This is a genomic window from Mucilaginibacter sp., from assembly GCF_028288205.1.
Lineage (GTDB): Bacteria > Bacteroidota > Bacteroidia > Sphingobacteriales > Sphingobacteriaceae > Mucilaginibacter.
In genome coordinates this window covers 205,109-229,418 of sequence record NZ_JAQBOD010000039.1, presented here as the reverse complement: position 1 = coordinate 229,418, position 24,310 = coordinate 205,109, and the positions used below count along the sequence as shown (strand labels likewise).

Annotated in this window: 17 protein-coding genes; 14 read left to right on the top strand and 3 right to left on the bottom strand. The window is 39.1% G+C overall.

Annotation, left to right across the window (positions count from 1 at the left end):
- Nucleotides 1-73: 73 nt before the first annotated feature.
- The 5 genes from JWR23_RS08995 to JWR23_RS08975 all read left to right on the top strand — a co-directional run bounded on the left by JWR23_RS08995 (nucleotide 74) and on the right by JWR23_RS08975 (nucleotide 5,059).
- Complete coding sequence (locus JWR23_RS08995) at nucleotides 74-589, top strand: DUF2480 family protein (RefSeq protein ID WP_299515447.1); 516 nt, start codon at nucleotides 74-76, stop codon at nucleotides 587-589.
- 91 nt (nucleotides 590-680) lie between these two features.
- Nucleotides 681-1,457 carry a DUF3108 domain-containing protein gene (locus JWR23_RS08990; RefSeq protein WP_299515446.1) on the top strand — a complete coding sequence of 259 codons (777 nt, stop codon included), beginning with the start codon at nucleotides 681-683 and terminating at the stop codon, nucleotides 1,455-1,457.
- Between the two features lie 143 nt (nucleotides 1,458-1,600).
- The gene (locus JWR23_RS08985) at nucleotides 1,601-2,164 is read left to right on the top strand and encodes a DUF3109 family protein (RefSeq protein ID WP_299515444.1); all 564 of its coding nucleotides are present in this window, start codon (nucleotides 1,601-1,603) and stop codon (nucleotides 2,162-2,164) included.
- Nucleotides 2,165-2,280: 116 nt separating this feature from the next.
- Complete coding sequence (gene gmd / locus JWR23_RS08980) at nucleotides 2,281-3,417, top strand: GDP-mannose 4,6-dehydratase (protein ID WP_299515442.1); 1,137 nt, start codon at nucleotides 2,281-2,283, stop codon at nucleotides 3,415-3,417.
- 25 nt (nucleotides 3,418-3,442) lie between these two features.
- Nucleotides 3,443-5,059, top strand: a complete 1,617-nt coding sequence (locus tag JWR23_RS08975) for a gliding motility protein RemB (protein WP_299515440.1) — start codon at nucleotides 3,443-3,445, stop codon at nucleotides 5,057-5,059.
- A gap of 100 nt (nucleotides 5,060-5,159) precedes the next feature.
- On the opposite strand, the gene dxs is transcribed toward JWR23_RS08975, so the two are convergent.
- Nucleotides 5,160-7,088: a 1-deoxy-D-xylulose-5-phosphate synthase gene (gene dxs, locus JWR23_RS08970; RefSeq protein WP_299515438.1), complete on the bottom strand. Its 1,929-nt coding sequence runs from the start codon at nucleotides 7,086-7,088 to the stop codon at nucleotides 5,160-5,162.
- Between the two features lie 138 nt (nucleotides 7,089-7,226).
- Here dxs and JWR23_RS08965 point away from each other — a divergent pair, with 138 nt between their 5' ends.
- The 4 genes from JWR23_RS08965 to JWR23_RS08950 all read left to right on the top strand — a co-directional run bounded on the left by JWR23_RS08965 (nucleotide 7,227) and on the right by JWR23_RS08950 (nucleotide 16,037).
- Nucleotides 7,227-7,976 (top strand): segregation/condensation protein A, encoded by a 750-nt coding sequence (locus JWR23_RS08965; RefSeq protein WP_299515436.1) that lies wholly within the window; start codon nucleotides 7,227-7,229, stop codon nucleotides 7,974-7,976.
- Between the two features lie 145 nt (nucleotides 7,977-8,121).
- A complete protein-coding gene (locus JWR23_RS08960) occupies nucleotides 8,122-10,926 on the top strand; it encodes a prolyl oligopeptidase family serine peptidase (RefSeq protein WP_299515434.1) in 2,805 nt (934 codons plus the stop codon).
- 694 nt (nucleotides 10,927-11,620) lie between these two features.
- A complete protein-coding gene (gene glyA / locus JWR23_RS08955; protein WP_299515433.1) occupies nucleotides 11,621-12,916 on the top strand; it encodes a serine hydroxymethyltransferase in 1,296 nt (431 codons plus the stop codon).
- A complete protein-coding gene (locus JWR23_RS08950; RefSeq protein WP_299515431.1) occupies nucleotides 12,888-16,037 on the top strand; it encodes a PAS domain-containing protein in 3,150 nt (1,049 codons plus the stop codon). Before glyA ends, JWR23_RS08950 begins: the two co-directional genes overlap by 29 nt.
- Before the next feature lie 79 nt (nucleotides 16,038-16,116).
- Here the strand turns inward: JWR23_RS08950 and JWR23_RS08945 are convergent, their stop codons facing one another.
- Both JWR23_RS08945 and rlmN read right to left on the bottom strand, forming a co-directional pair.
- The gene (locus JWR23_RS08945; RefSeq protein WP_299515429.1) at nucleotides 16,117-16,815 is read right to left on the bottom strand and encodes a ComF family protein; all 699 of its coding nucleotides are present in this window, start codon (nucleotides 16,813-16,815) and stop codon (nucleotides 16,117-16,119) included.
- Nucleotides 16,816-17,069: 254 nt separating this feature from the next.
- Nucleotides 17,070-18,119: a 23S rRNA (adenine(2503)-C(2))-methyltransferase RlmN gene (gene rlmN, locus JWR23_RS08940; RefSeq protein WP_299515473.1), complete on the bottom strand. Its 1,050-nt coding sequence runs from the start codon at nucleotides 18,117-18,119 to the stop codon at nucleotides 17,070-17,072.
- A gap of 135 nt (nucleotides 18,120-18,254) precedes the next feature.
- On the opposite strand from rlmN, the gene JWR23_RS08935 reads away from it, so the two are divergent.
- From JWR23_RS08935 to JWR23_RS08915, 5 genes are all read left to right on the top strand, one after another.
- The gene (locus JWR23_RS08935; RefSeq protein ID WP_299515427.1) at nucleotides 18,255-19,430 is read left to right on the top strand and encodes an amidohydrolase family protein; all 1,176 of its coding nucleotides are present in this window, start codon (nucleotides 18,255-18,257) and stop codon (nucleotides 19,428-19,430) included.
- A gap of 496 nt (nucleotides 19,431-19,926) precedes the next feature.
- The gene (locus JWR23_RS08930; protein WP_299498476.1) at nucleotides 19,927-20,211 is read left to right on the top strand and encodes an acylphosphatase; all 285 of its coding nucleotides are present in this window, start codon (nucleotides 19,927-19,929) and stop codon (nucleotides 20,209-20,211) included.
- 25 nt (nucleotides 20,212-20,236) lie between these two features.
- Nucleotides 20,237-21,721: a lipopolysaccharide biosynthesis protein gene (locus JWR23_RS08925; protein ID WP_299515426.1), complete on the top strand. Its 1,485-nt coding sequence runs from the start codon at nucleotides 20,237-20,239 to the stop codon at nucleotides 21,719-21,721.
- 52 nt (nucleotides 21,722-21,773) lie between these two features.
- On the top strand, nucleotides 21,774-23,525 hold the full coding sequence (locus JWR23_RS08920) for a tetratricopeptide repeat protein (RefSeq protein ID WP_299515425.1): 1,752 nt from the start codon (nucleotides 21,774-21,776) through the stop codon (nucleotides 23,523-23,525).
- Nucleotides 23,503-24,309 carry a DUF4292 domain-containing protein gene (locus tag JWR23_RS08915; RefSeq protein ID WP_299515424.1) on the top strand — a complete coding sequence of 269 codons (807 nt, stop codon included), beginning with the start codon at nucleotides 23,503-23,505 and terminating at the stop codon, nucleotides 24,307-24,309. The genes JWR23_RS08920 and JWR23_RS08915 overlap by 23 nt, the downstream gene beginning before the upstream one ends.
- Nucleotide 24,310 lies beyond the last annotated feature (1 nt).

The following is a 24,310-nucleotide window of genomic DNA, read 5'->3' as shown; positions in this document are numbered from 1 at the left end:
CATATTTTAAAGTAATTTTGTATCCGGGATAACGTTAATAATACGTCATCCCGGATTTTTTATTTTGAAAACAATGGAAATACAGGAAAATTTTGTAAATAAGGTAGCACAAAGCGGTTTGGTTACACTTGACCCGGCCGAGTTTTATGCGCCCGGAGAACGCGTTATCTATGATATTAAAGACAATCTGTTCCAGGGATTAATACTGCGTGAGAAAGATTTCAGGGAGTTTGTAAAAGAACATGACTGGACACAATACGAAGGTAAAAATGTTGCTGTTACCTGCACAGCCGATGCTATTGTACCGGCATGGGCCTATTTGTTATTGGCTAACCGGATGGCGCCTTATGCCCACGAAGTGGTATTTGGCGATGCAGAAGTATTAGAGACCGTTTTGTATATAAAGGCCATAGCTAAATTGGATGTGGAGCAATACCGCGACCAGCGTTTGGTAATAAAAGGCTGTGGCGATATTGATGTACCTGTTTCTGCATATGTTGAACTGGGAAAAAAACTAACCCCGGTTGTAAAGAGCCTGATGTTTGGCGAGCCATGCTCTACCGTACCTATTTATAAAAAGAGGGATTGAGCCCCACCCAACCGTCCTTCGGAAAGGAGTGGGCTTTAAAATGCTGATACCCCCTTACCGAAGGAGATTAGAGGGGGCTAATAAGTTATAAATGAAGAAGAGTCTTTTTACTATCATACTTATTACAAACTGCTTTACTGCCGTTTTTAGCCAGGAGCTTAAGAGTATTAATGAACCGGTTTTTAAGGTTGGCGAACAATTAAGCTACCGTTTAAAATATGGGATTTTTACAGGAGCCGAGGCGAATTTACGTATCGAGGATGGCGAGAAGATTAATGGGCACCCTACTTTTCATATTACTGCCGATGGCAAAACGGCAGGTACATTTGATATTTTTTATAAAGTACGTAACCGCTATGAAACCTGGGTAGATCACAAAACGCTATTGCCCTACCTTTACCAGGAAAACCGGCGCGAAGGAAGCTGGAAACACACTGACAAAGTAAGTTTTGATCATGAAAGTGGTAAAATAACTGCCGGCAAAGGCGGTTTTCAGTTTAAAGGGCGGGTGTTTGATTTTGTATCCGCGTATTATTTTGCGAGAAATATAGATATTTCAAAGATCAAAGCAGGAGACAAGTTTGATTTGCCTTATTTCCTGGATGACGGCATTTATACCCTCAATATCACCTATATAGGCAAAGAAGCAGTTAGTTGTTCATTAGGTAAATTTAATTGTCTTAAATTTAACCCGACAATTATACCGGGCCGTATTTTTAAACAAAACAGCAAGCTATACTTATGGATAACTGATGATAATAACCGTATACCTATAAAAGCCAATGTAGGCCTAATTGTAGGCAGCGTAACAATGGACCTGACAGATGCTAAAGGGCTTAAATACCCACTTAATCCGATAAATAAATAGGTAGCAGTACAATAAAAAAATGTCATTTCGACGAGGAATGAAGAGAAATCTTCACCAGGCAATGCGCTTATATGTTGTATAAGATTTCTCACTATCGTTCGAAATGACAATAATTCTTTTGATAATATATAACGAAAAAATAAATGATAGAAGTTGGCAGCGTTTTAGTACATGAAGATGTAGTAAAAGAAAATTTTGTATGCAATTTAAACAAGTGCAAAGGCGCCTGTTGCTTAGAGGGCGATTCGGGCGCGCCGTTAAATACGGATGAACTGCATATACTGGACGAGATATATCCCAAAGTAAAGCCATACATGACTGCCAAAGGCATAGCAACCATAGAAAAAGTTGGAACCTACGTAACCGATTTTGAAGGCGACTACACCACCCCTTGCGTTGACGTTAACAAGGAATGCGCCTATGTAATATGGGAGGGCGGCATAACCAAATGCGCCATCGAAAAAGCCTATGAAGAAGGCGCGGTTAACTGGAAAAAACCTATCTCCTGTCACCTATATCCTATTCGGATAACAAAATACCCTGAGTTTGATGTATTGAATTATGACCGTTGGAGCATTTGCAGCCCTGCATGCAGTTTTGGTGATGAGCTTAAAGTACACGTACATGAATTTTTGAAGGCCCCGCTGATAAGAAAATATGGCGAAGAGTGGTACCGCGAACTGGAAGACGCAGTAGCGGGAATATAACTCATTCTGATCCTTTTATTCAAACTTTCCGTATAATATTAATCATAACCAATTAGATAGTTTTTCAATTAAATTGGATATTATTGCAGCTTAAAAAATTACATAGTAAATATTAAATGAAAATAGCTTTAATAACAGGTATTACAGGACAGGATGGTGCATATCTTGCAGAGTTTTTATTAAAAAAAGGTTATGAGGTACATGGGGTTAAAAGAAGATCCTCATTATTTAATACAGATCGTATAGATCATCTTTACCATGACCCGCATGAGCCTAATGTTAAATTTAAACTGCATTATGGCGATTTAACAGACTCCACTAATCTAATACGGCTTGTACAGGAGATCCAACCAGATGAAATTTACAATTTAGGAGCCATGTCTCATGTTCAGGTAAGCTTTGAAACGCCTGAATATACCGCTAATGCCGATGGCATAGGCACATTACGTATATTGGAGGCGGTAAGATTATTGGGCCTAACTAAAAAGACCCGCGTTTATCAGGCATCAACGTCTGAGTTATATGGTTTGGTGCAAGCCGTTCCGCAAAGCGAAACAACACCTTTTTATCCACGCTCGCCATACGCTGTTGCTAAACTTTATGGTTATTGGATAATAGTTAACTATCGCGAAGCATATGGTATGTATGCCTGTAATGGTATATTGTTTAACCACGAGAGCCCTATAAGAGGGGAAACTTTTGTAACGCGTAAAATTACCAGGGCGGCGGCTAAAATTGCTTTAGGGTTGCAAAATTGTCTGTATGTAGGTAATTTATCTGCTCGTCGGGACTGGGGCCACGCTAAGGATTATATTGAAGCAATGTGGCTGATGCTGCAACAAGATACTGCCGAAGATTACGTTATAGCAACCGGTGTAACTACAACTGTAAGAGACTTTATAAAAATGGCATTTGGCGAGTTGGGTATTGAAATTGAGTTTAGTGGCAAAGATGAGCATGAGCGCGGAGTAATTATAGATTATGATAAGCAAAAGGCTGAGGAATTAGGTTTAAATATAGAAAACCTTAAACCAGGGCAAACTGTAATTAAGGTAGATGCAAAATATTTTAGGCCAACAGAAGTGGACCTGCTGATAGGCGATCCTACAAAAGCACAAACACAATTAGGATGGAAACCTAAATATAATTTGCAGGCACTTGTTAAAGATATGGTGGAGTCTGACCTGCACCTGGTGAAAAAAGATGATTATTTGAAAAAAGGTGGCTTTAAAACCCTTAATTATTTCGAATAGCGTATACCATTACTAAAACTACCGCATGAAAAAAATATTAAGCAGTTTAATACTGCTTTTACTATTTGCTAAAGTTGCTACAGCGCAGGCCCAGTACATGCCTTATTCTTATCAATTTTACCAAAAATTTAACGACGAGCTTTATTCAACAAAAACCCGGATACACACCTCGTTAAAATCATATATTATTGATAGCGCTTTGCAAAGCCGGTATGATTCATTAATGAATTACGGTGCTGATACAATTGGGCACCATAGTTGGCTGCATCGTAAATTATTTAATGAGCATTTGATTGATGTAAAAACTAAAGAGTACACCTTTTTTGCTGATTATTTACCCGACTTAACAATTGGAAGAGATTTTGCAGGCAAAAAAACTACCTGGTTAAATACACGTGGTTACCAATTGGGTGGTACAATAGGAAAAAATTTTTATTTCTACTCGAGCGGATTTGAGAACCAGGCTGTTTTTCCTGAATATTTGAATACTTATATTAACCAGGTTGGGATAGTACCGGGTCAGGCTTATGATCGCAGTTATGGTAAGGCCACGAAGGATTGGTCGGATGCAACGGCAATAGTGTCTTATACCCCAATAAAATATTTGAATATTACCGCCGGGCATGATAAAACATTTATTGGTGATGGCTATCGTTCAGTAATCTTATCAGATTATGCAGCTGCTTATCCGTTTTTAAAGCTTACAGCCAATCTTGGTAATGTAAAGTATATGGTAATGTGGGCCTATATGACAGATCCGGCCTCCAAACAGCTTTCTTATACTAATGGCTACAAGAAAAAATGGGGAGTATTCCATTATTTGGATTGGAACGTAAATAACCGGTTATCAGTAGGGTTTTTTGATGCCATAATTTGGGCTGATATTGACAGCTTAGGTCACAAAAGAGGATTTGATTTTAATTATGGTAACCCGGTAATATTTTTAAGGCCTGTTGAAGCATCTATTGGATCGCCGGATAATGCCATGATTGGGTTTACCAGTAAATATAAAATAACAGATGGTATTACTGCGTATGGGCAGTTTTACTTAGATGAATTTAGGGCACAGGATTTTTTCTCTGGTAAAGGCAGTATAAAAAATAAATATGCCTGGCAAATAGGATTAAAAGGCGCAAATCTATTCAATATAAAGGCACTAAATTATTTGGCTGAATATAACGGAGCGTTGCCGTATACCTATTCTGAAGTAGAATCAATAAAAAATTATAGTGAAGAGGGCGAACCACTTGCTCATCCGTATGGCGCCAATTTTAAAGAACTGGTGGGTTTATTAAACTACTCCTATAAACGGTTTGATTTTAGTGGAGAGATTAATTATAGCCATTATGGTTTGGATGAGGGAGGACTAAACTATGGTAAGGATATATTTAAACTTTATATTAACCCCGTACATTTATATGGTAATTATATAGGCCAGGGGCTAACCACTAATATGACCTATTTGGAAGGAAAAGTAGCTTATATGCTTAACCCTAAATATAATTTAAGACTTGAGTTAGGTGGAATATACAGATTGGAAAAAAATACCGCGTTCACTGATAAAACAACTATGCTAACAATTGGCCTGCGCAGCTCATTCCGTATCATGTATACAGATTTGGCCAGTTATTTGAAGCATTAAGGTTAAAGGTTAAAGGTTAAAGGTTAAAGTACATTATGTTAAGCTGGATTGTAATTATCTACCAGTTAGACCTAATCTCTAATTAACTAATCTTTAATCTTTATGAAGCAATTGTATGAGTGTTGCGTTTTACAACTATGTTTTTTACTTGGGTAACAATACTTTTTGCATCATAACCACATTCGGCCCAAAGCTCAGGCTGTTCGCCATGTTCTACAATACGATCGGGTATACCTAAACGTATTACCTGGGCGTTGTAATTATTATCGGCCATAAATTCCAGAATAGCACTGCCCATTCCGCCTTCTATACAACCGTCTTCAACAGTAATTACTCTGTTAAATTTCTTAAATACCTCATGTAATAAAGCTTCGTCCAATGGCTTTACAAAACGAATATCATAATGTGCAGGATAATAGCCTTCGGTATTTAACTCGGCAACAGCTTTTACAGCTTCATTGCCAATATGGCCTATTGTTAATATAGCTGCATCTTCACCATCACATATTTTACGGCCCTTACCCACAGGTATAGCTTTAAAAGGACGCTGCCAGTCAACCATAACCCCATTGCCACGCGGGTAACGTATAACAAACGGCCCCATATCATCCTGCTGCGCGGTAAACATAAGGTTACGCAACTCTTCCTCATTCATCGGCGCCGATACCGTCATGTTAGGTATACAACGCATAAAGGCCAGGTCGTAAGCGCCATGGTGCGTTGGCCCATCGGCACCGGCAATACCGGCACGGTCTAAACAAAACACTACATTTAGCTTTTGTATGGCTACATCATGTATTACCTGGTCATACGCCCGTTGCATAAAGCTTGAATAGATGTTGCAAAAAGGTATCAACCCCTGTGTAGATAAACCTGCCGAAAATGTAACGGCATGCTGTTCTGCAATACCCACATCAAAAGCACGGTTAGGCATGGCCTTCATCATCAGGTTTAATGAGCAGCCCGACGGCATGGCAGGTGTAATGCCCATTATTTTAGGATTCTTCTCTGCCAGTTCAATAATACTATGGCCAAATACATCCTGGTATTTTGGCGGCTGTGGTTTTTCGTGCTTGGTTTTCTTGATCTCGCCGGTTATCTTATCAAACAGCCCCGGTGCGTGCCATTTGGTCTGGTCCTTTTCGGCAAGGGCATAGCCTTTGCCTTTAGTAGTGATGCAATGTAAAATTTTAGGGCCGGGTATATCACGTAGATCACGCAATACTCTAACCAGGTTTTTTACATCGTGCCCGTCTATAGGGCCAAAATATCTAAATTTAAGTGCCTCAAAGAAATTGCTGCGTTTAAGTAAAGTGCCTTTAATGCTTTTCTCTATTTTCTGCGCCATGTTATAAGCGTCCGGGCCTATTGACGATATTTTAGCCAGTACGTTGGCAATATCATCCCTGAAACGGTTATATGGCTTAGAGGTAGTAATAGTAGTTAAGTAATCCTTTAACGCGCCCACGTTAGGATCAATAGACATGTTATTATCATTAAGGATAACCAGCAGGTTAGAGTTTTCTATACCTGCATGGTTCAAAGCTTCAAAAGCTATACCGGCGGTCATGGCGCCATCGCCAATAACTGCTACGTGCTGCCTGTCGGTTTCGCCTTTATATTGCGACGCTACCGCCATGCCTAATGCTACTGATATAGAGGTAGAAGAGTGTCCAACGCCAAAAGTGTCATACTCGCTCTCTGAGCGTTTTGGAAAACCACTGATGCCACCATATACCCGGTTGGTATGAAAGGCCTCGCGGCGCCCGGTAAGTATTTTATGGCCATATGCCTGGTGCCCCACGTCCCAAACTAATTGGTCGTAAGGTGTATTTAATATGTATTGTAAGGCAACAGTTAGCTCAACCACACCCAAACTTGCAGCAAAATGCCCCCCGTTTACCGATACCACATCAATAATATATTGACGGAGCTCCTGGCAAACCTGTTCCAGTTGATCTTCACTAAGCTTCTTTAAATCAGATGGATAGTTTATCTTTTCTAATAAGTCACCGGCCTTTATCTGCATTGATATTAATAAGAATATTTTAACCTACAAATTAAGCAAGTTTAATTGGTAAATAAGGACAAATAATAGCTATTATTTGTTTGATATTGCATTTTTTAATTTGTTTAAAATCAATAAGGTGTATTTTTACCGGTAAATATGGAAGAAGAAGGCTTTGAAATAAAACTCCCCCAGTTTGAAGGACCGTTTGACTTATTGCTTTTTTTTATTGAAAGGGATGAGCTGGATATACACGATATACTCATTGCCCGCATTACCGACGATTTTTTAAATTATATACACCAAATGGTGAGCCTGAACATAGAGCTTGCCAGCGAGTTTATTTTTGTTGCAGCAACATTAATGCGCATTAAAGCCAAAATGCTGCTGCCCCGCTATGATGCCGAAGAGGGCGAAAGTGAGATAGACAGTAAAGAGGAACTGATACGTAAGCTTATTGAGTATAAAAAATTTAAGGAGCTATGCGAAGAGGTGCGCCCGTTTGAGGATGAGCGCATGAAGCAGGAAAAACGCGGTAATATTAAATACGACCTTGAACAGGCCGAACGCGTTGCCACCCCCGGCGAAGAATTATCAGATGTTAGTTTATATAAGTTGATGATGGTATATGGCCGCCTGATGCGCAATTATAATAATCGCAGCGAAGAAGTTACCCATACGGTAACACAATATCCTTATACCATCGAAAAACAGAAAAAAGCTATTGACGACTTGCTGCGCATTAATAAAATGATGGACTTTAAAGCCATCGCCAAAGAATCAGAAAACCGGGTTCATTTTGTATACAACTTCCTGGCCGTGCTGGAGATGCTGCAGCAGGAGCTGATAGATATACAAATAGGGTTGGGGTATAATAATTTTTGGATATCGGCGAAGGGAAGTGATTAGAGATTGGTTGATTGGAGATTAGTCGCCAGTTAAGAATTGCCAATTTCCATCATTTTCATGAGTCACTGGCATTTCTGTCAAATAAAGCGTCGGGAAATAAATTTTAATCAAAAATTTTCACCATATTTAAAAGTCAAATATATATATGAAGAAGTTTTTACTCCCTGCAATTATCATTTGCACCTTTGTTAACGCCTCCGCCCAAAAAATTAATAAAAAACCGCTTGACCACTCGGTATATGATGGTTGGCAAAGCATTACCGGCGACCGTATCAGCAATGATGGTAAATGGATATTGTATGCAGTTAAACCACAGGCCGGTGATGCCGAACTGGTAATTACCGACGTTGGCAATATCAATAAAACGCGCATTGCCCGTGCCGATACCGGCCATTTTACGCCCGATTCGAAATATGCGATATTGATGATAAGACCTTTTTATAAGGAAGTGCGCGAGTTAAAGATCAAAAAGAAGAAACCAAACGAATTCCCGAAGGATACATTATGCATAGTTACCCTTGGTATGCCGGGTGTTGAAAAAATACCTGCCATACGTTCCTTCAAAACTGCCGAAAAGGCATCGGTAATAGCTTATTTGGCACCAGCGGATAGCAGTGCTGTTACTACCGCCAAAAAGCCGGGTACAGATACCACCAAAACCCTAACTCCCCCAGTGCCGGGTGCAGAGCTTACGGTAAGGCAAATGGCTACCGGCAAAACCAGATCGTTTAAATATGTTAGCGATTACCAGCTGAATAAAACCGGTACTTTACTGGCATTTTCTGTTACCGCTCCACGCCGGTCGGCAACTATAAAATCAGGTGTATTTGTTTATGATATTGAAAAAGATGTTTTAAAACCGGTAAGCACCGGTCGCGGTACTTACCATACGTTAGTTTTTGATGAAGCCGGTAACCAGTTGGCTTTTACTGCCGAAAAGAATCCTGAAAAAGCCCCTATTAAGCCCTACAGTCTTTATTATTATGTTACCAGTGCCGATAGCGCCAAAATTATGGCCGCGCCAGGTTCGGTAGGTATGACTGCTAAATGGGCGGTAAGTGGCGAGGGCCGGGTATATTTCAGCAAGGATGGCAGCAGTCTGTTTTTTGGTACTGCGCCTATTCCAAAACCTATAGATACCACTATTGTTGATTTTGAAGTAGCTAAGCTGGATATATGGAACTATAAAGACGATTACTTACAGCCACAGCAATTGCATAACTTGAAGCGCGATCTGGGCCGCAGTTACCTGGCCGTTGTGTATCCGGCCGAAGGTAGTAAAATGGTGCAATTGGGTAATGAGGTTATACAGAATGTGCTGGTGCCTGATAATGGTAATTTTCAATATGTATTGGGCGTGTCTGATACCGGCGCTCGCATACAATCACAATGGGAAGGCGGATCACGCGAGCAGGCATTTTTGATCAATACTAAAACAGGCGAGCGTAAATTAATTAATCCCAGTTTAAAGGCGCGTTACAGCATTTCGCCGGGAGGTAGCTACGTAGTATGGTTCGATTCGAAGAAGCAAACCTGGAACAGCTATGCCATTGCCACAGGCAAAAAAACAAACCTTACCGCATTGATACTAACCAAAATGGGCGAGGAGGATAATGATGTACCCGATGACCCCTCGCCATACGGTATTGCCGGCTGGGAGCAGGACGATAAAAGCGTGTTGATTTATGACAGGTTTGATATCTGGAAAATAGACCCGGCTATCGGGGCTTCGGTAAATTTAACCAATCATGTGGGTAGAAAGAACAAGTTTATCCTCCGTTATCGTAATACCGATCCGGATGAAAAGGCTATCGCATCCGATAAAATGCTTTGGCTCATCACTCAAAATGATGTAAACAAAGAATGGGGCTATTATAAAAAAGCATTAAACAGTAGCGCCGGCCCTGAAAAGGTAATTATGGCGCCATACAGCTACAGCAGTTTACAGAAAGCAAAAAATGCCGAGAGTTTTATTTATACCAAGTCTAACTATGAGCACCCGGCAGATTTGTATGTATCATCCGACCTGAAAAAAGAAGTGCGTCTAAGTGCTATTAACCCGCAACAGGCCGACTACAACTGGGGCACCGCCGAGTTGATACACTGGACAACGCCTAAGGGCCATCTGGGTACCGGCATATTATTTAAACCGGAAAACTTTGATCCGAAGAAAAAGTATCCCATGATAGCCTATTTTTATGAGAAAGTATCCGAAACATTATACAACTATATTGCACCCTCGCCTACGCCTTCGCGGTTGCCTATTTCGTTTTTTGTAAGTAACGGATACCTGGTATTTACACCAGATATCAACTACGAAACCGGGCACCCCGGAAAATCGGCTGTGGAATACGTTAATTCAGGCGTAGAGGCATTAAAGAAAAACCTATGGGTTGATGATAAACACATTGGTATACAGGGCCAAAGCTGGGGTGGTTACCAGGTGGCCTATTTAATTACAGCCACTAATATGTATGCTGCTGCATGGGCCGGAGCGCCGGTTGCCAATATGACCTCGGCCTATGGGGGAATCCGCTGGGAGACGGGTGTAAACAGGCAGTTTCAGTACGAAAAAACACAGAGCCGTATTGGTGCAACCCTATGGGACAGGCCCGACCTATACATTGAAAATTCACCGCTGTTTCATTTACCCAACGTGCATACGCCGGTAGCTATAATGAGTAATGATGCGGATGGCGCGGTGCCATATTACCAGGGTATTGAATTGTTTACCGCCCTGCGCCGCTTAAATAAACCGGTTTGGCTGCTGATGTATAATGGGGAGGCTCATAACCTGGTACAGCGCCAAAACCGAAAAGATATATCCATCCGCGAACAGCAATTTTTTGATCATTTTTTAAAAGGCGCGACAATGCCCGAGTGGATGAGTAAGGGCGTGCCTGCGGTTGATAAGGGTAAGGATTGGGGGTTTGAATTGGGTGCGAAATAATGGATAATAGACTTAGTTTTTACACTTAAGTCTTTCTCACCATTAGCATAATGAAGCTATAATCTGAATTGTTAATTATAACGATCTGCTGTACCTATCAATTTACAAGGTTCTTCACTGCGTTGCCAATGACAAAAGCGAATTTTGTTTCACGCGAGTGTGAAACAAGTGAAACAAGTGAAACAAGATTTCGATTTAACCTATTGTAAATAAACTAATTATAAAAAAGTGATGAAACAAAATGTAACAACTTATTCGTCAGTATTTTTGGGTGTAATTTAAGTTTTTATCATTGATAATCAAACAATTATAAATTGCTAATTTAGGAGTGGTGAAACAAAATATTTGAAACAAGATGAAACAAAATCACTGACAATATAATGCAACCATTATATCAGTTGCCCAAAGTTTACAACACGCGAATGCTTGCATTAAGAATGGTTATCAAACAGATAATTTATCGTTATTTTCAATGCGGTTATTTGCACGCAAATATGGGTTACTCAGAATGACAAAAAAGCTCTTTTAGAATCTTCCCAACACTTATAGTGACAACACCAGCGAAAGTTATAAATATTGGCCACTTTTGGAAAATGTTAACAACTCCAAATTATTCACATAACCAACTAATCTCTAATCAACTAATTACTAATCAACCAATCTTTCTTAACTTAGCCGCGATTTTATTTATTACATGAAAAGAGACAAATTAATATTTAAGCTGTTAGATGAAGAACAACAGCGTCAGGAAGAGGGACTGGAGCTTATAGCATCAGAAAATTTTGTAAGCAAGCAGGTTATGGAAGCTGCCGGATCTGTAGCAACTAACAAATATGCCGAGGGCCTGCCGGGGAAACGTTATTATGGTGGCTGCCAGATAGTTGATGAAATTGAAACCATCGCTATTGAACGTGCCAAGCAACTGTTTAATGCCGGATGGGTAAACGTACAGCCGCACTCTGGGGCGCAGGCAAATGCAGCGGTTATGCTGGCCTGTTTGCAGCCCGGCGATAAAATATTAGGATTTGATCTTTCGCACGGCGGGCACTTAACACATGGCTCGGCGGTGAATTTTTCGGGTAAATTGTACGAGCCGCATTTTTATGGGGTTAGAAAAGATACCGGTTATGTTGATTACGATCAGCTAAAAAAAGTGGCCCTTGCCGAAAAACCCAAAATGATCATCTGCGGAGCCTCTGCTTACTCGCGCGATTGGGATTATGAGTTTATCCGCAAAGTTGCTGATGAAATTGGCGCGCTGGTATTGGCTGATATATCGCACCCTGCAGGCTTAATAGCAAGAGGTTTATTAGCAGATCCGTTGCCGCATTGCCATATAGTTACTACTACTACCCACAAAACCTTGCGTGGCCCGCGTGGTGGCATGATCATGATGGGTAAAGATTTTGAAAACCCATGGGGCCTTAAAACACCTAAAGGCGAGATCAGGATGATGTCTAACCTGTTAGATATGGCAGTTTTCCCCGGAACACAAGGCGGCCCGTTAGAACATATTATAGCAGCAAAAGCAATAGCATTTGGCGAGGCTTTGTCTGATAGTTATATGAAATATATACTGCAGGTAAAAAAGAACGGCGCTGCTATTGCCAAAGCGTTTACAGACCGCGGTTATGAGATCGTATCAGGAGGCACAGATAACCATTTGGTATTGATAGATCTTAGAAATAAAAATGTAACCGGCAAAGCTGCCGAGAACGCTTTGGTTAAAGCGGATATCACCATTAATAAAAACATGGTTCCGTATGATGATAAATCACCTTTTATTACTTCAGGCATACGCATAGGTACAGCTGCTGTAACAACACGTGGCATGAAGGAAAAACAAATGGATGCCATAGTTGAATTAATTGACGAGGTTTTAAAGGACCCTGAAAATGAACATTCTTTAATTAAAGTACGTAAAAAGGTGCATAAGCTAACGGAGAAATTTCCGTTATATAGTGACAAGGGCACCACCAATAGTGATTAAAAAACAAGACACCTCATCTGATATAGAAACTAAGCGCTTAAACGCGCTTAGTTCATACAATGTACTGGATACATTGCCAGAGAAGGAGTATGATGCCATAACCCGCCTGGCTTCCTATATATGCCAGGTGCCGATTGCACTTATTTCGTTAGTTGATAACGACAGGCAATGGTTCAAGTCAATAATTGGTTTGGATGCCACCCAAACTTCGCGTGCTGATGCTTTTTGCAACTATACCATTCTTAATGATGAGATATTAGAAATCAGCAATGCAGCCGAAGATAAAACTTTTAAAGATAATCCTTTTGTAAAAGGCGATACCCATATCAGGTTTTATGCCGGCGCGCCGCTTATCGATCCAGACGGGTACCGTTTAGGCTCGTTATGTGTTATTGACATGGTTCCGCGTAAGCTTACGGAGGAGCAGCGCGATGCTTTACGCACACTGGCAGATGAGGTGATGTCGCGTTTTTTATTGCGTAAACAAAAACGCGAACTGGAAGAATCATTAAATGCCCATAAAGAATTTTTTAATTTATTTGACACCTCACCTCAGATACATTTCATTGCCAATAAAGATTCTAATATTGAATTAATCAATAATTCGGTTAGTAAGATTTTAGGCTATGATCCTAAGCAGGCCATGGGGCGCTCTTTATGGGACTTTGTTGTTGGTAATAGCCGCGAACAATTTGTACCCCTTATTGAAAAAGCTATAGCAACAGGGCAATCATTTGAATTAGAAACCCAAACGGTTAGCCGCGATGGGAATGTGAAATGGATTGGTTGGTGTGGCATTTACAAAAGCGAAAAGTGGTATGCCAGCGGACGTGATATTACCTATCAAAAGCAAATTTTAGCAGAATTGGAGCAATTATCGCTGGTTGCAAGTAAAATGATTAATGGCGTGGCAATAAGTAATGCCAATGATAAAGTTATTTGGATAAATAATGCGTTTGAAACAATAACCGGTTATGAGTTTAGTGATGTAGAAGGAAAACGGCTGCGTGATATATTTGTACCCGACGTTAATAATAAAGAGAGTGTAGAGCAATATAATGCAAATATTGCAACAAAGCAATCATATTCTGTACATATACATGCCACACGAAAAGATGGGCAACAGGTATGGTTAGCAGTTTCAGCTTCTGTTATTTATGATAAGGATGGTGAGGTTGAAAAATATATTCGGCTTTTTGCTGACATAACTGCCCGCAAGATAGTGCAAAAAGACTTGGAGATACTATCATTTGCTGCACGTAAATCTCCAAGCGGAATGCTTAGCCGTGATGCCAATGGGGTGGTAATATGGATGAACGAGGCAATGGAACGCATAACAGGCTATACATTGGCCGAGATGAAGGGTAAAAAATTTGGCAGCATATTAATAGGAGAGGATACCGATATGGAGGTATTTAATAACGCGGTTAAAGCCGTTCAGGAAAAACGACCATATGATGCCGAAATATTAATTTACAGAAAAGACGGAACGCCGGTATGGGTAGTTATGTCAAACAGCCCATTGTTTGATGATGCCGGGGCCGTAGAGCGCCAGGTAACAACCATGTTAGATGTTACCGAACGAAAAATGGCCGAAAATGAGCTTAAATTACTTTCGTTAGTGGCGAGTAATACTATAAGCGGCGTTGTAATAAGTAATAAAGAAGGCGAGGTTGAATGGGTTAACAACGCATTCGAAAATATTACCGGCTTTAATATAGCTGATGTTAAGGATAAGCATCTTGGCGATATATTGCAAGGCGAACTGACAGATATATCTATCATACAAAAGAGCAGGGAGCTTTCTAAAAATAAACAATCATTTGAACTTGACCTGCTTGGTTATCGTAAAGATGGTAACCCAATATGGATTACGGTTATTAATTCGGTCATCCTGAATAAAGACGGGGACGTTGATAAATATATTGAAGTAGTTATTGATATAAGTTCTAAAAAGAAGGTTGAACTGGAACTTATGCAAGCCAAAGAAGAAGCATTGCAGCTTAACAAAGCTAAAGATATGTTCATCTCAGTAATGAGCCATGAAATACGCACGCCGCTTAACGCGGTTATTGGTATGTCGCATTTACTTTTAGAAGAAAATTTGCAGGAATCACAAAAAGAAAATTTAAATCTGCTTAAATTTTCTGCCGATAATTTGTTAAAGCTTATTAATGATGTACTTGATTTTACAAAAATTGAAACCGGAAATATTGAACTTGAAAAAGCAAAGTTTGATTTGCGCAAAACTGTTCAAAGTATTACAGGTTCGATGCAATATAGAACTAAAGAGAAAAATATTTATCTTAATGCCCGGATCGATCCCGCCGTACCTGCACACGTTATAGGCGACAGTACCAGGTTATCACAAATATTATTAAATTTGGTAAGTAATGCGGTTAAATTTACTGATAAGGGCGGCGTAATTGTTGAGCTTAAGGTAATAGATGATAACAATAAAAATGTACGTATACGTTTTTCTGTTACAGATACCGGTATTGGTATAGCAAATGATAAGTTAAGTACGATATTTGAATCGTTTAAACAGGCCGAGGCCGATACTACGCGTAAATATGGTGGTACAGGTTTAGGATTGGCAATTAGCAAGAGCCTGATAGAGTTGCATGACTCCCGAATAAACGTTGATAGCGAACCCGGAAAAGGCTCGACATTTTGGTTTACAATAACATTTAGCAAGGCAAACAGCAGCAATAATAATAACAATAATAATAAAGTGGAAACAGGATTAAGTATACATGTGCTTGTGGTGGATGATAACCAGATCAATAGATTATTAATAAATAAGATATTGACCAAATGGGGAGCTACTATTGATTTTGCTGAAAACGGCCTTCAGGCCGTTAATAAAGTTGAAAATAACAAATTCGATGTTGTATTAATGGACATCCACATGCCCGAAATGGGCGGTTTAGAAGCATCGCAGATCATCCGCAGTAAACACGAACCTTACTTTAAACAATTACCCATAATAGCATTAACCGCATCCATGTTAAATAGTCAGATTGACCAGATAAGTGGTGCCGGCATGAACGATTATATATTAAAACCTTTCGAGCCTAAAATGTTGCTCGAAAAGTTAAGCAGGTATCAGAAGCAGTAAGTTAGTGATCAGAGTTTAGTTAATTAGAGATTAGTTAACCGATTCCAACTAATCTCTGATCTCCAATTAACTAATCTCTTTATTCCGCATACGCTATAGTAGCAATACTTAATTTTAATCCCGGGATATTTAGTAGTTGTATGCCACACGCTTCGAGTGTTGAGCCGGTGGTTACTATGTCATCTACCAGCAATACATGCTTGTTTCTTAATCTTTCTATATCCTTTACCACAAAAACTTCCTGCATATTTTCAAATCTTGCAAAGCGCGATCTATGGGTTTGTGTTTCGGTAGCTTTTACACGTACCAGATTGGCATCCTCAACCACCGCGTTTAATTTATTGGCCAGGCCATTGGCAAAGCAGGCGCTTTGGTTGTAACCTCTTTCTTTGAGCCTGCTTTTATGCAAGGGTACAGGTATAATATAATCAACAGTAGTAAACTTTTCGTTTTTGCTAAGCTGGTCGCCGGCAATGCTGCCTAACAAATTGCCAATTTGGTGCATCCCCCTATATTTAAAATGATGCATTAAGTTTTGCACCTTACCGCCTTTGGTAAAATAATATAATGCGTAGGAGGCTTCTAAATTTATTTTGCCCCAAAACTGTTGGGCAACTATATTATCGGGCTGTAAATGAAAATTGGTAAGGGGTAAGTTGTAAAGGCAATCTGTACAAATTATTTTTTCATTCGCCATCAGATCTGTGCCGCAGGCGGGGCAAAGTTGGGGAAACAGTAAGGAAATAAAATTGGACAGGTAACCACTTTGCAATTTCATGGTATTAATATAGCACGTTTCTTTTTAAAATGAAATCATCACGTCAATTTTCACTCTTCGGCAGCAAAGATCCGTTATATATGCCTCTTATTCGGCCTTTGGTATCTATCACTACCAGATTTTCGATGTAGAAACTGGTGAGTCCCTTTACTAAACCCGAAAAACCCGGCCGAGGGTAACGTCTTATATTGATGGCTTTCATTCAGATTTGACACTTTTAAAAGTTGTCAAATCTTTTTAAACATATCGTCTAATTACTGCCCCTCTTTGATAGCCAGCTGCCCGCAAGCGGCATCAATATCTTTACCGCGGCTGCGGCGCAGGTGAGTGTTAACGCCATTTTTGCGCAAATGGTCGGCAAAGGCTTCTACTTTGTCTTCGCCGGCATTAATGAATGCGGCAAATGATATTGGGTTATATTCAATAATATTTACTTTGCATGGCAAATGCTTGCAAAACTGGACCAGCTCGGCAGCATCCTGTATAGTATCATTAAAACCATCAAAAATAATATACTCGTAAGGTACCGGGTTTTTAGTTTTGGCGTAGTAATATTTTAACGCTTCGGCCAAAGCTTTTAATGTGTTTTGCTCATTGATGGGCATAATGGTATTACGTTTTTCATCATTAGCGGCATGCAGCGATAGGGCAAGGTTAAATTTTACACCATCATCGCCCAGCTTTTTTATCATTTTAGCTATACCCGCGGTTGATACGGTGATGCGTTTAGCAGCCATATTCAAGCCATCTTCGGATGTTATTTTTTCAATCGAATCTAAAACATTCTTATAATTCAGTAAAGGTTCGCCCATACCCATGTAAACTATGTTACTTAATGCTATGCCATAATTTTCGCGGGCCTGTTTATCAATAAGCACCACCTGGTCATAAATTTCATCAGGGTTTAGGTTACGTTTTCGCTCCATATATCCCGTAGCACAAAATTTACAGGTGAGGCTGCAACCTACTTGCGAGGATACGCAGGCGGTCATTCTGCCCGGAGTTGGAATTAAAACGCCTTCAATTAGGTGCTTATCGTGTAAAATGAAAGAATTTTTTATAGTTTTATCAGTACTAAACTGTGAGTTGCTAATTTGTACATTATTAATGGCAAAATTCTCATCCAGTTTGGTACGAAGTTCTTTTGAAATATTGCTCATCTCGTCGAACGAAAAGCATGATTTTTTCCATAGCCATTCATAAACCTGTTTAGCACGGAAACTCTTTTCGTCCATCCGGATAAAATGTTTCTGAAGGCTTTCCAAGTTCAAGCTACGGATATCAATTTTTTGTTTTTCAGCAATCACGTTGCAAAAGTACAAATTTTAAAAAATCTATCTTTCTTTTAAAATTCATTAGATTAAAAACAATAATTTAAAGTTAATTGTATTTATCTATTGGATTAACAAACGAGGGGGTAACTCGCTAAGTTATATTTAATGAAAATTTTTAAAGCCGATTACGTTTTTCCTATTTGTGCCGATCCGATTAAGAATGGTGTTGTTACTGTTGATGATAATGGTAAAATTATTTCTGTAACAGACCAAATACCTCTTGGTGCAGAAAATGTACCTGTAGAGCAATTAAGTGGTATTATTTGTCCCGGATTTGTTAACGCTCACTGCCACGTTGAGCTATCACACCTTCAGGGTAAAATTTCCCCGAATAATGGTTTGATAAATTTTATTAAAGATGTTCAGCAATACCGGAACACTGATAGCAAAGAAATAGAGGCCGCGGCTGCTAAGGCCGATAATGATATGTACAGGAATGGTATTGTTGCTGTTGGCGATATATCAAACAGCAACGCCACCGTGGCTATTAAAGCCGGGAGTAAATTATACTACCATACTTTTGTTGAAACCTTTGGCTTTTTACCCAATAAAGCCGAAGAGGTTTTTAATAATGGATTAGCGCTGTTAAAAGAATTTAAGCCGCAATCATGCTCTATTACGCCGCACGCGCCTTATTCGGTATCAAAAGAATTATTTAAGCTGATAAAAAAGTACTGCGATACCCATGCTAAAAACCTCATCAGCATACATAATCAGGAATGCGAAGATGAGAATAAGTTTTACCGTTACAAGCTGGGTGGTTTTAATGACCTGTACAAGCATTTTGGCATTGATATAAGTTATTTTAAGCCACAGGCGCGCAATTCGTTACAATCGGTAATACCCTTGCTAAGCAGCAGGCAGGATATTTTGATGGTGCATAATACCTGCACTAATTTAAAAGATATTTACTTTATAAAACGGTTCGACCGTAAAATACACTGGTGCTTTTGCCCCAATGCAAATTTATATATTGAAGGTAGCTTGCCTAAGGTTGATCTGTTTTTAGACCAGGGGTTTAATATAACCCTGGGTACAGATAGCCTGGCATCAAACAGTAAACTTTGTATTTTAAGTGAAATGTTTACGCTGCAGCAAAAGTTCCCGGCATTAAGTATAGAAAGGATGCTACAATGGGCCACCATAAATGGCGCAAACTATTTAGGTATTGGTAAAGAAAAAGGAACTATAGAAGCCGGAAAAACTCCCGGACTAAACCTCATTACGGGGCTTGACGATTTAAAGATAACTGCTGATACAAAAGTTAAGCGGTTAATTTAACCCCATTGTCATTGCCACCAATGAGAGAAATCTATACACTTTATATAAGTTAAAAGGTGACTTTAATGGTTGGTTAACGCGTTTAGTGATTAAATTCGATATGAAAATTAGTTCGCCCGTGAAGTAAGCAAATGCAGCAATAAACCTATACCAGTTAAATATTGTCACTGTACTGTACCACGAACACATTGATACACCTGGGTGCACCTTGGTACACTAAAAATCACAATTGACTGAAAATCAATCATGTTAACTCATTGACAAATAAACTAACTATTAAATTAACGCGTTTAGCGATTGAAAATTAAGCAGCAAGCGCATGTTTAGTATGGTTAAGGAGTTTGCCGTGTAAATGGTAATATTATTGAATGACGGTCACAGCGGCCACTTTAGCCATAATTCTTATTCGCAATCCTTCAAAAGTTTTAGCATCATAATCGCTAAACACGTTTGGTTAATATTTTTTTGACTTTTTAATTTTTACTTTTGCCTTAACATGAAGCATTTCGATATTACAGTTAAGGGCAAAGTACAAGGTGTTTTTTATCGCGCATCAACCAAAGCCGTTGCCGATCAATTGGGTGTGAGGGGCACTATAAAAAATGAAGCAAACGGTGATGTAGTTATCGAAGCCGAAGGTGAACCCGCTATGATAGAAATGTTTTTAGAGTGGTGCCGTGAGGGCCCTCAAGGCGCCGAAGTTACCACAGTTGAAAGTAATGAGGGCGAATTAAAAAACTATCGTAATTTTGAAGTATTAAAAAGGGGATTGTTTAAATAATCCCTGTCACTTAATTGCCTAACTATTGTCAACAGCTAAAAAATTTGCCGGGCAAACTGCGGTGTATGGGTTAAGCACTATAGCCAGCCGTACATTAAGCTTTTTCCTTACATCAGCTTACACGCGTACCTACAGCAAAAATATTTACGGCATTTTTGGTAATATGTTTTCTTATGCTTCTATGCTGCAGGCTTTACTGGCTTTTGGCATGGAAACAACCTTTTTTAGGTATATAAATAAGTATGAAGGTAAAAAGCAACAGGTTTATAATAACTCTTTCGCTGCTGTCTTTGTAGTTACCATGATATTTTTGGCATCAACTCTGCCATTTTTAAACCCTATTACGCAGTGGCTTAAAATTGAAAAAACTACTTCTTTCCAGGATTACCGGTTGTATGTGGTGTTCTTTATATCATTCCTGGTTATTGATGCATGGTGCGTTGTGCCCTTTGCCAAAGTACGTGCCGATGGCAGGCCAGGCCGGTATGGCTTTATAAAACTGGCTAATGTGCTTTCATTTATTGGATTGAACCTTATTGTTATTTATGTTTTGCCTTTCATCATCAGCCATAATTATGTTGGTGCAGCCTGGATAAAAACATGGTTTAGGCCGAGATGGCTGGGTTATATATTTTTAGCTAACCTTATTTCAAGCAGTTTAACGTTGGTACTTTTACTGCCGGAGGTACTAAAGCTAACTTTTAGCTTTAGTACAGACATGTTTAAAAATATGTTTGTTTATAGCTTGCCTATATTGGTTGCTAATTTTTCATTCATCATTAATGAAAACCTTGATAAAATGCTGTTAGGTAAAATGCTGCCTGATACTATAAGCAGCGAGCAGGTGGGTATTTATACCGCTTGTGCCAAAATAGCCATCTTCCTGAGCATTTTTGTGCAGGCCTTTAGATTAGGTGCAGAGCCCTTCTTTTTCAGCCATGCAAAAAATAAAAACTCAGGTACTACCTACGCGCGCATTATGGATTATTTTGTAATAGCCATTTGTGTTGCTTTTTTAGGTATTGTAGCTAATATTAGCCTGTTAAAATATTTTATTGGCAGCAGTTACTGGGTAGGTTTAAACGTAATACCGTTATTATTATTCGGCTATATAAGTTTGGGTATATATATGAACCTTTCGGTATGGTACAAGCTGTCAGACCAAACCCGTTATGGGTTTTATATATCGGGCGTGGGCGCTATCTTAACTATTGTGCTTAACATAATTTTTATACCTAAATACAGCTACATGGCCTCGGCATGGGTGTCATTAATATCATACGCCGTAATGATGGTACTATCATACCTATGGGGGCAAAAAAATTATCCAATACCATATAACCTAAAAAAGAACCTGGCTTATATTATTTCTTCAATAATACTCGTTTATTTATCATTCTATGTATTTAACCGTAATATATTTATAGGTAATGGCTTGCTGATATTATTTGCTGCTACAGCATTGTATTTTGAGTGGAAAAATTTAAAAGCTATATTTATTAAACGTTAGCTGCTTTTTATAGTCAAGAGTTAAATATCAAGAAACAATAGTTTTTGAGAAAGTGATAAATAATACAGATCAATTAAAAATTAAGAGTTGGAAGCTGGTATCCGCCTTGCTGCTGGTTTCTTGTTTCCTGCTTTCTAATCCTGCCAGCGCGCAAACGCCTAAAGTACCAAAAAATAGCGGCGGAGTAGATAGCGACGCGATTAAAAGACTGTTTTATAACGCGCTGTTAGAAAAAACCGCCGAAAGAAATACCCAGGCTATAGAAATGTTTAACCAGATATTGGCCATTGATGCATCAAACGATGTCTCCATGTATGAACTGGCAAACATTAAAAAGCAGCAAAATAAATTTACAGAGGCGCAGCCATTGCTTGAAAAGGCGGTAACCATTAACCCCAACAATGAATGGTATTGGTCATCATTAGCTGATATTTACGAAAAAAACAATGATATTACTAAGCTTGAAAATGTATTTAATCAATTGATAAGAATCAACCCGGATAAGATTGAATATTATTACGATAAAGCCAACACGTATGCTTTAGAAAGCAAGTATGATGCGGCGTTAAAGGTTTATGACCAGATAGAACAAATAACCGGCCCAAGCGAGGAACTAATTATAAACAAGCAAAAAATTTATCTGAAACAAGGGAAGGTTGACAAGGCGGCCGAAGGACTTGAGCAAATGATAGCCGCTAATCCAAACCAGGTAAAATATTATTTGCTGCTATCAGAAATTTATACATCAAACAACGCCAATGATAAGGCTTTTAAGATTTTGGATAAGGCAAAAAGCATAGACCCCAATAATCCGCTTATTCATCTGGCATTGGCTGATAATTATCGCGAGAAAAAAAATATTGATGCCAGTTTTAAAGAGTTGCAACTGGCCTTTGCCTTGCCTGATCTGAGTATTGACCAGGAAATAAGAATTGTAATGGGTTATTTACCAAAGTTCCCGGATGTGAGCGCCAAAGCCAGCGCGCTTGAATTAAGCCGGATAATTGTAACCGCGCATCCAAATGATGCTAAAGCCTATGCACTGTATGGCGATATGCTGTTGCAAAATGAAAAATATAATGAAGCCAAAACTAATTACAAACGATCTGTTGAGCTAAACGGCCAGATATATGAAGTACGCGAGCAGTTGGTTCGCCTTGAACTAAGCAATGGCGAAATTGACAATGTTATAAAAGATGGCGAAACCGCGCTGTCCTTTTTCCCTAACCAGGGTTGGATGAATTATTTTGTAGGATTGGCCTGGCTGCAAAAAAAGGAATATAAAAAAGCATCAGGATATTTAAAGAATGTTGCAGCGGTAGAGTTCCAGGATAAAGAATTGCTTTCATTAAGCTACTCGGCATTGGGCGATTATTACCATGAAACGCAGAGCATTAAAAGCTCTGATGATGCCTATGATAAATCGCTAAGTTATAATGCTGATAATAAATATACGTTAAATAACTATGCTTATTATTTATCAATAAGGGGTGAGCAGTTAGATAAAGCCGCCCGGATGGCTAAACATGCCAATGAGCTTGAGCTTAATAATGCCGCATTTGAAGATACTTATGCGTGGATATTGTTTAAACAAAAAAATTATAAAGAAGCCAAAGTGTGGATGGAGAAGGCTCTTGCCCATGGCAAGAGTAAAAGCGCGGTACAAACAGAACATTATGGCGATATATTGTTTTGTTTAGGAGATGCCGCGGCCGCAGTACAATATTGGAAAAAGGCTAAGGAGTACGGCGCACATTCGCCGGTTTTAGATCGGAAAATAGATGAAAAGAAATATATTGAATAATTTATTGCTGATATGCTGCATATTGACAATAATAAGTTGTAAAGCGCATAAGCAAATAGTTGCCGCACCACAGGTAACTAATACTATAATTACGCCGACTACAACACCAGATGAAAATTTACTAAGAAACCAATTGGCGGCAATAAAAGGAAGACAGATTGTTTTTAATACGTTTTCTGGCCGGGCAAATACTAAACTTAATATTAATGGCGATAGCAATGATGTTACCTTAAACATCCGTATAAGCCGCGACAAGGAAATTTGGGTTTCTATTACCGCTTTATTAGGTATAGAGGTTGCACGCGCGGTAATTACGCCGGATAGTATAAAAATTGTAAATAAGTTACAGGGTTTATATACCATAAAACCTTTTAGCTATATTTATGATTATGCCAGTAAACAGGTTAATTATAAAACGCTCGAATCATTACTGGTAGGTAATGCCATGCCCGAGTTACTAAATGAAAATACCAGCCTGCAAACCGATAACGGCAACATTACACTATCAGGTAATTTGCAGGACCTTATTTATAAATTAATGTTGGGCCCGGATATGAAGGTTTCTCAATTTAATTTAGCCAATCAAAGCGCGGGGCAATCTTTGCAGGTAAATAATACTAATTTTATCCAGGCTGCTAATCGTATAATACCTTCGCAGATAGATATTTCATCAATTATAAAAGACAAAAAAATACTGGCTAATTTGCATTATACTAAGGTAGATTTTGACCAGCAATTAGAATTTCCATTCAATATTCCCGAAAGATATGCTCCGGCCAATTAAA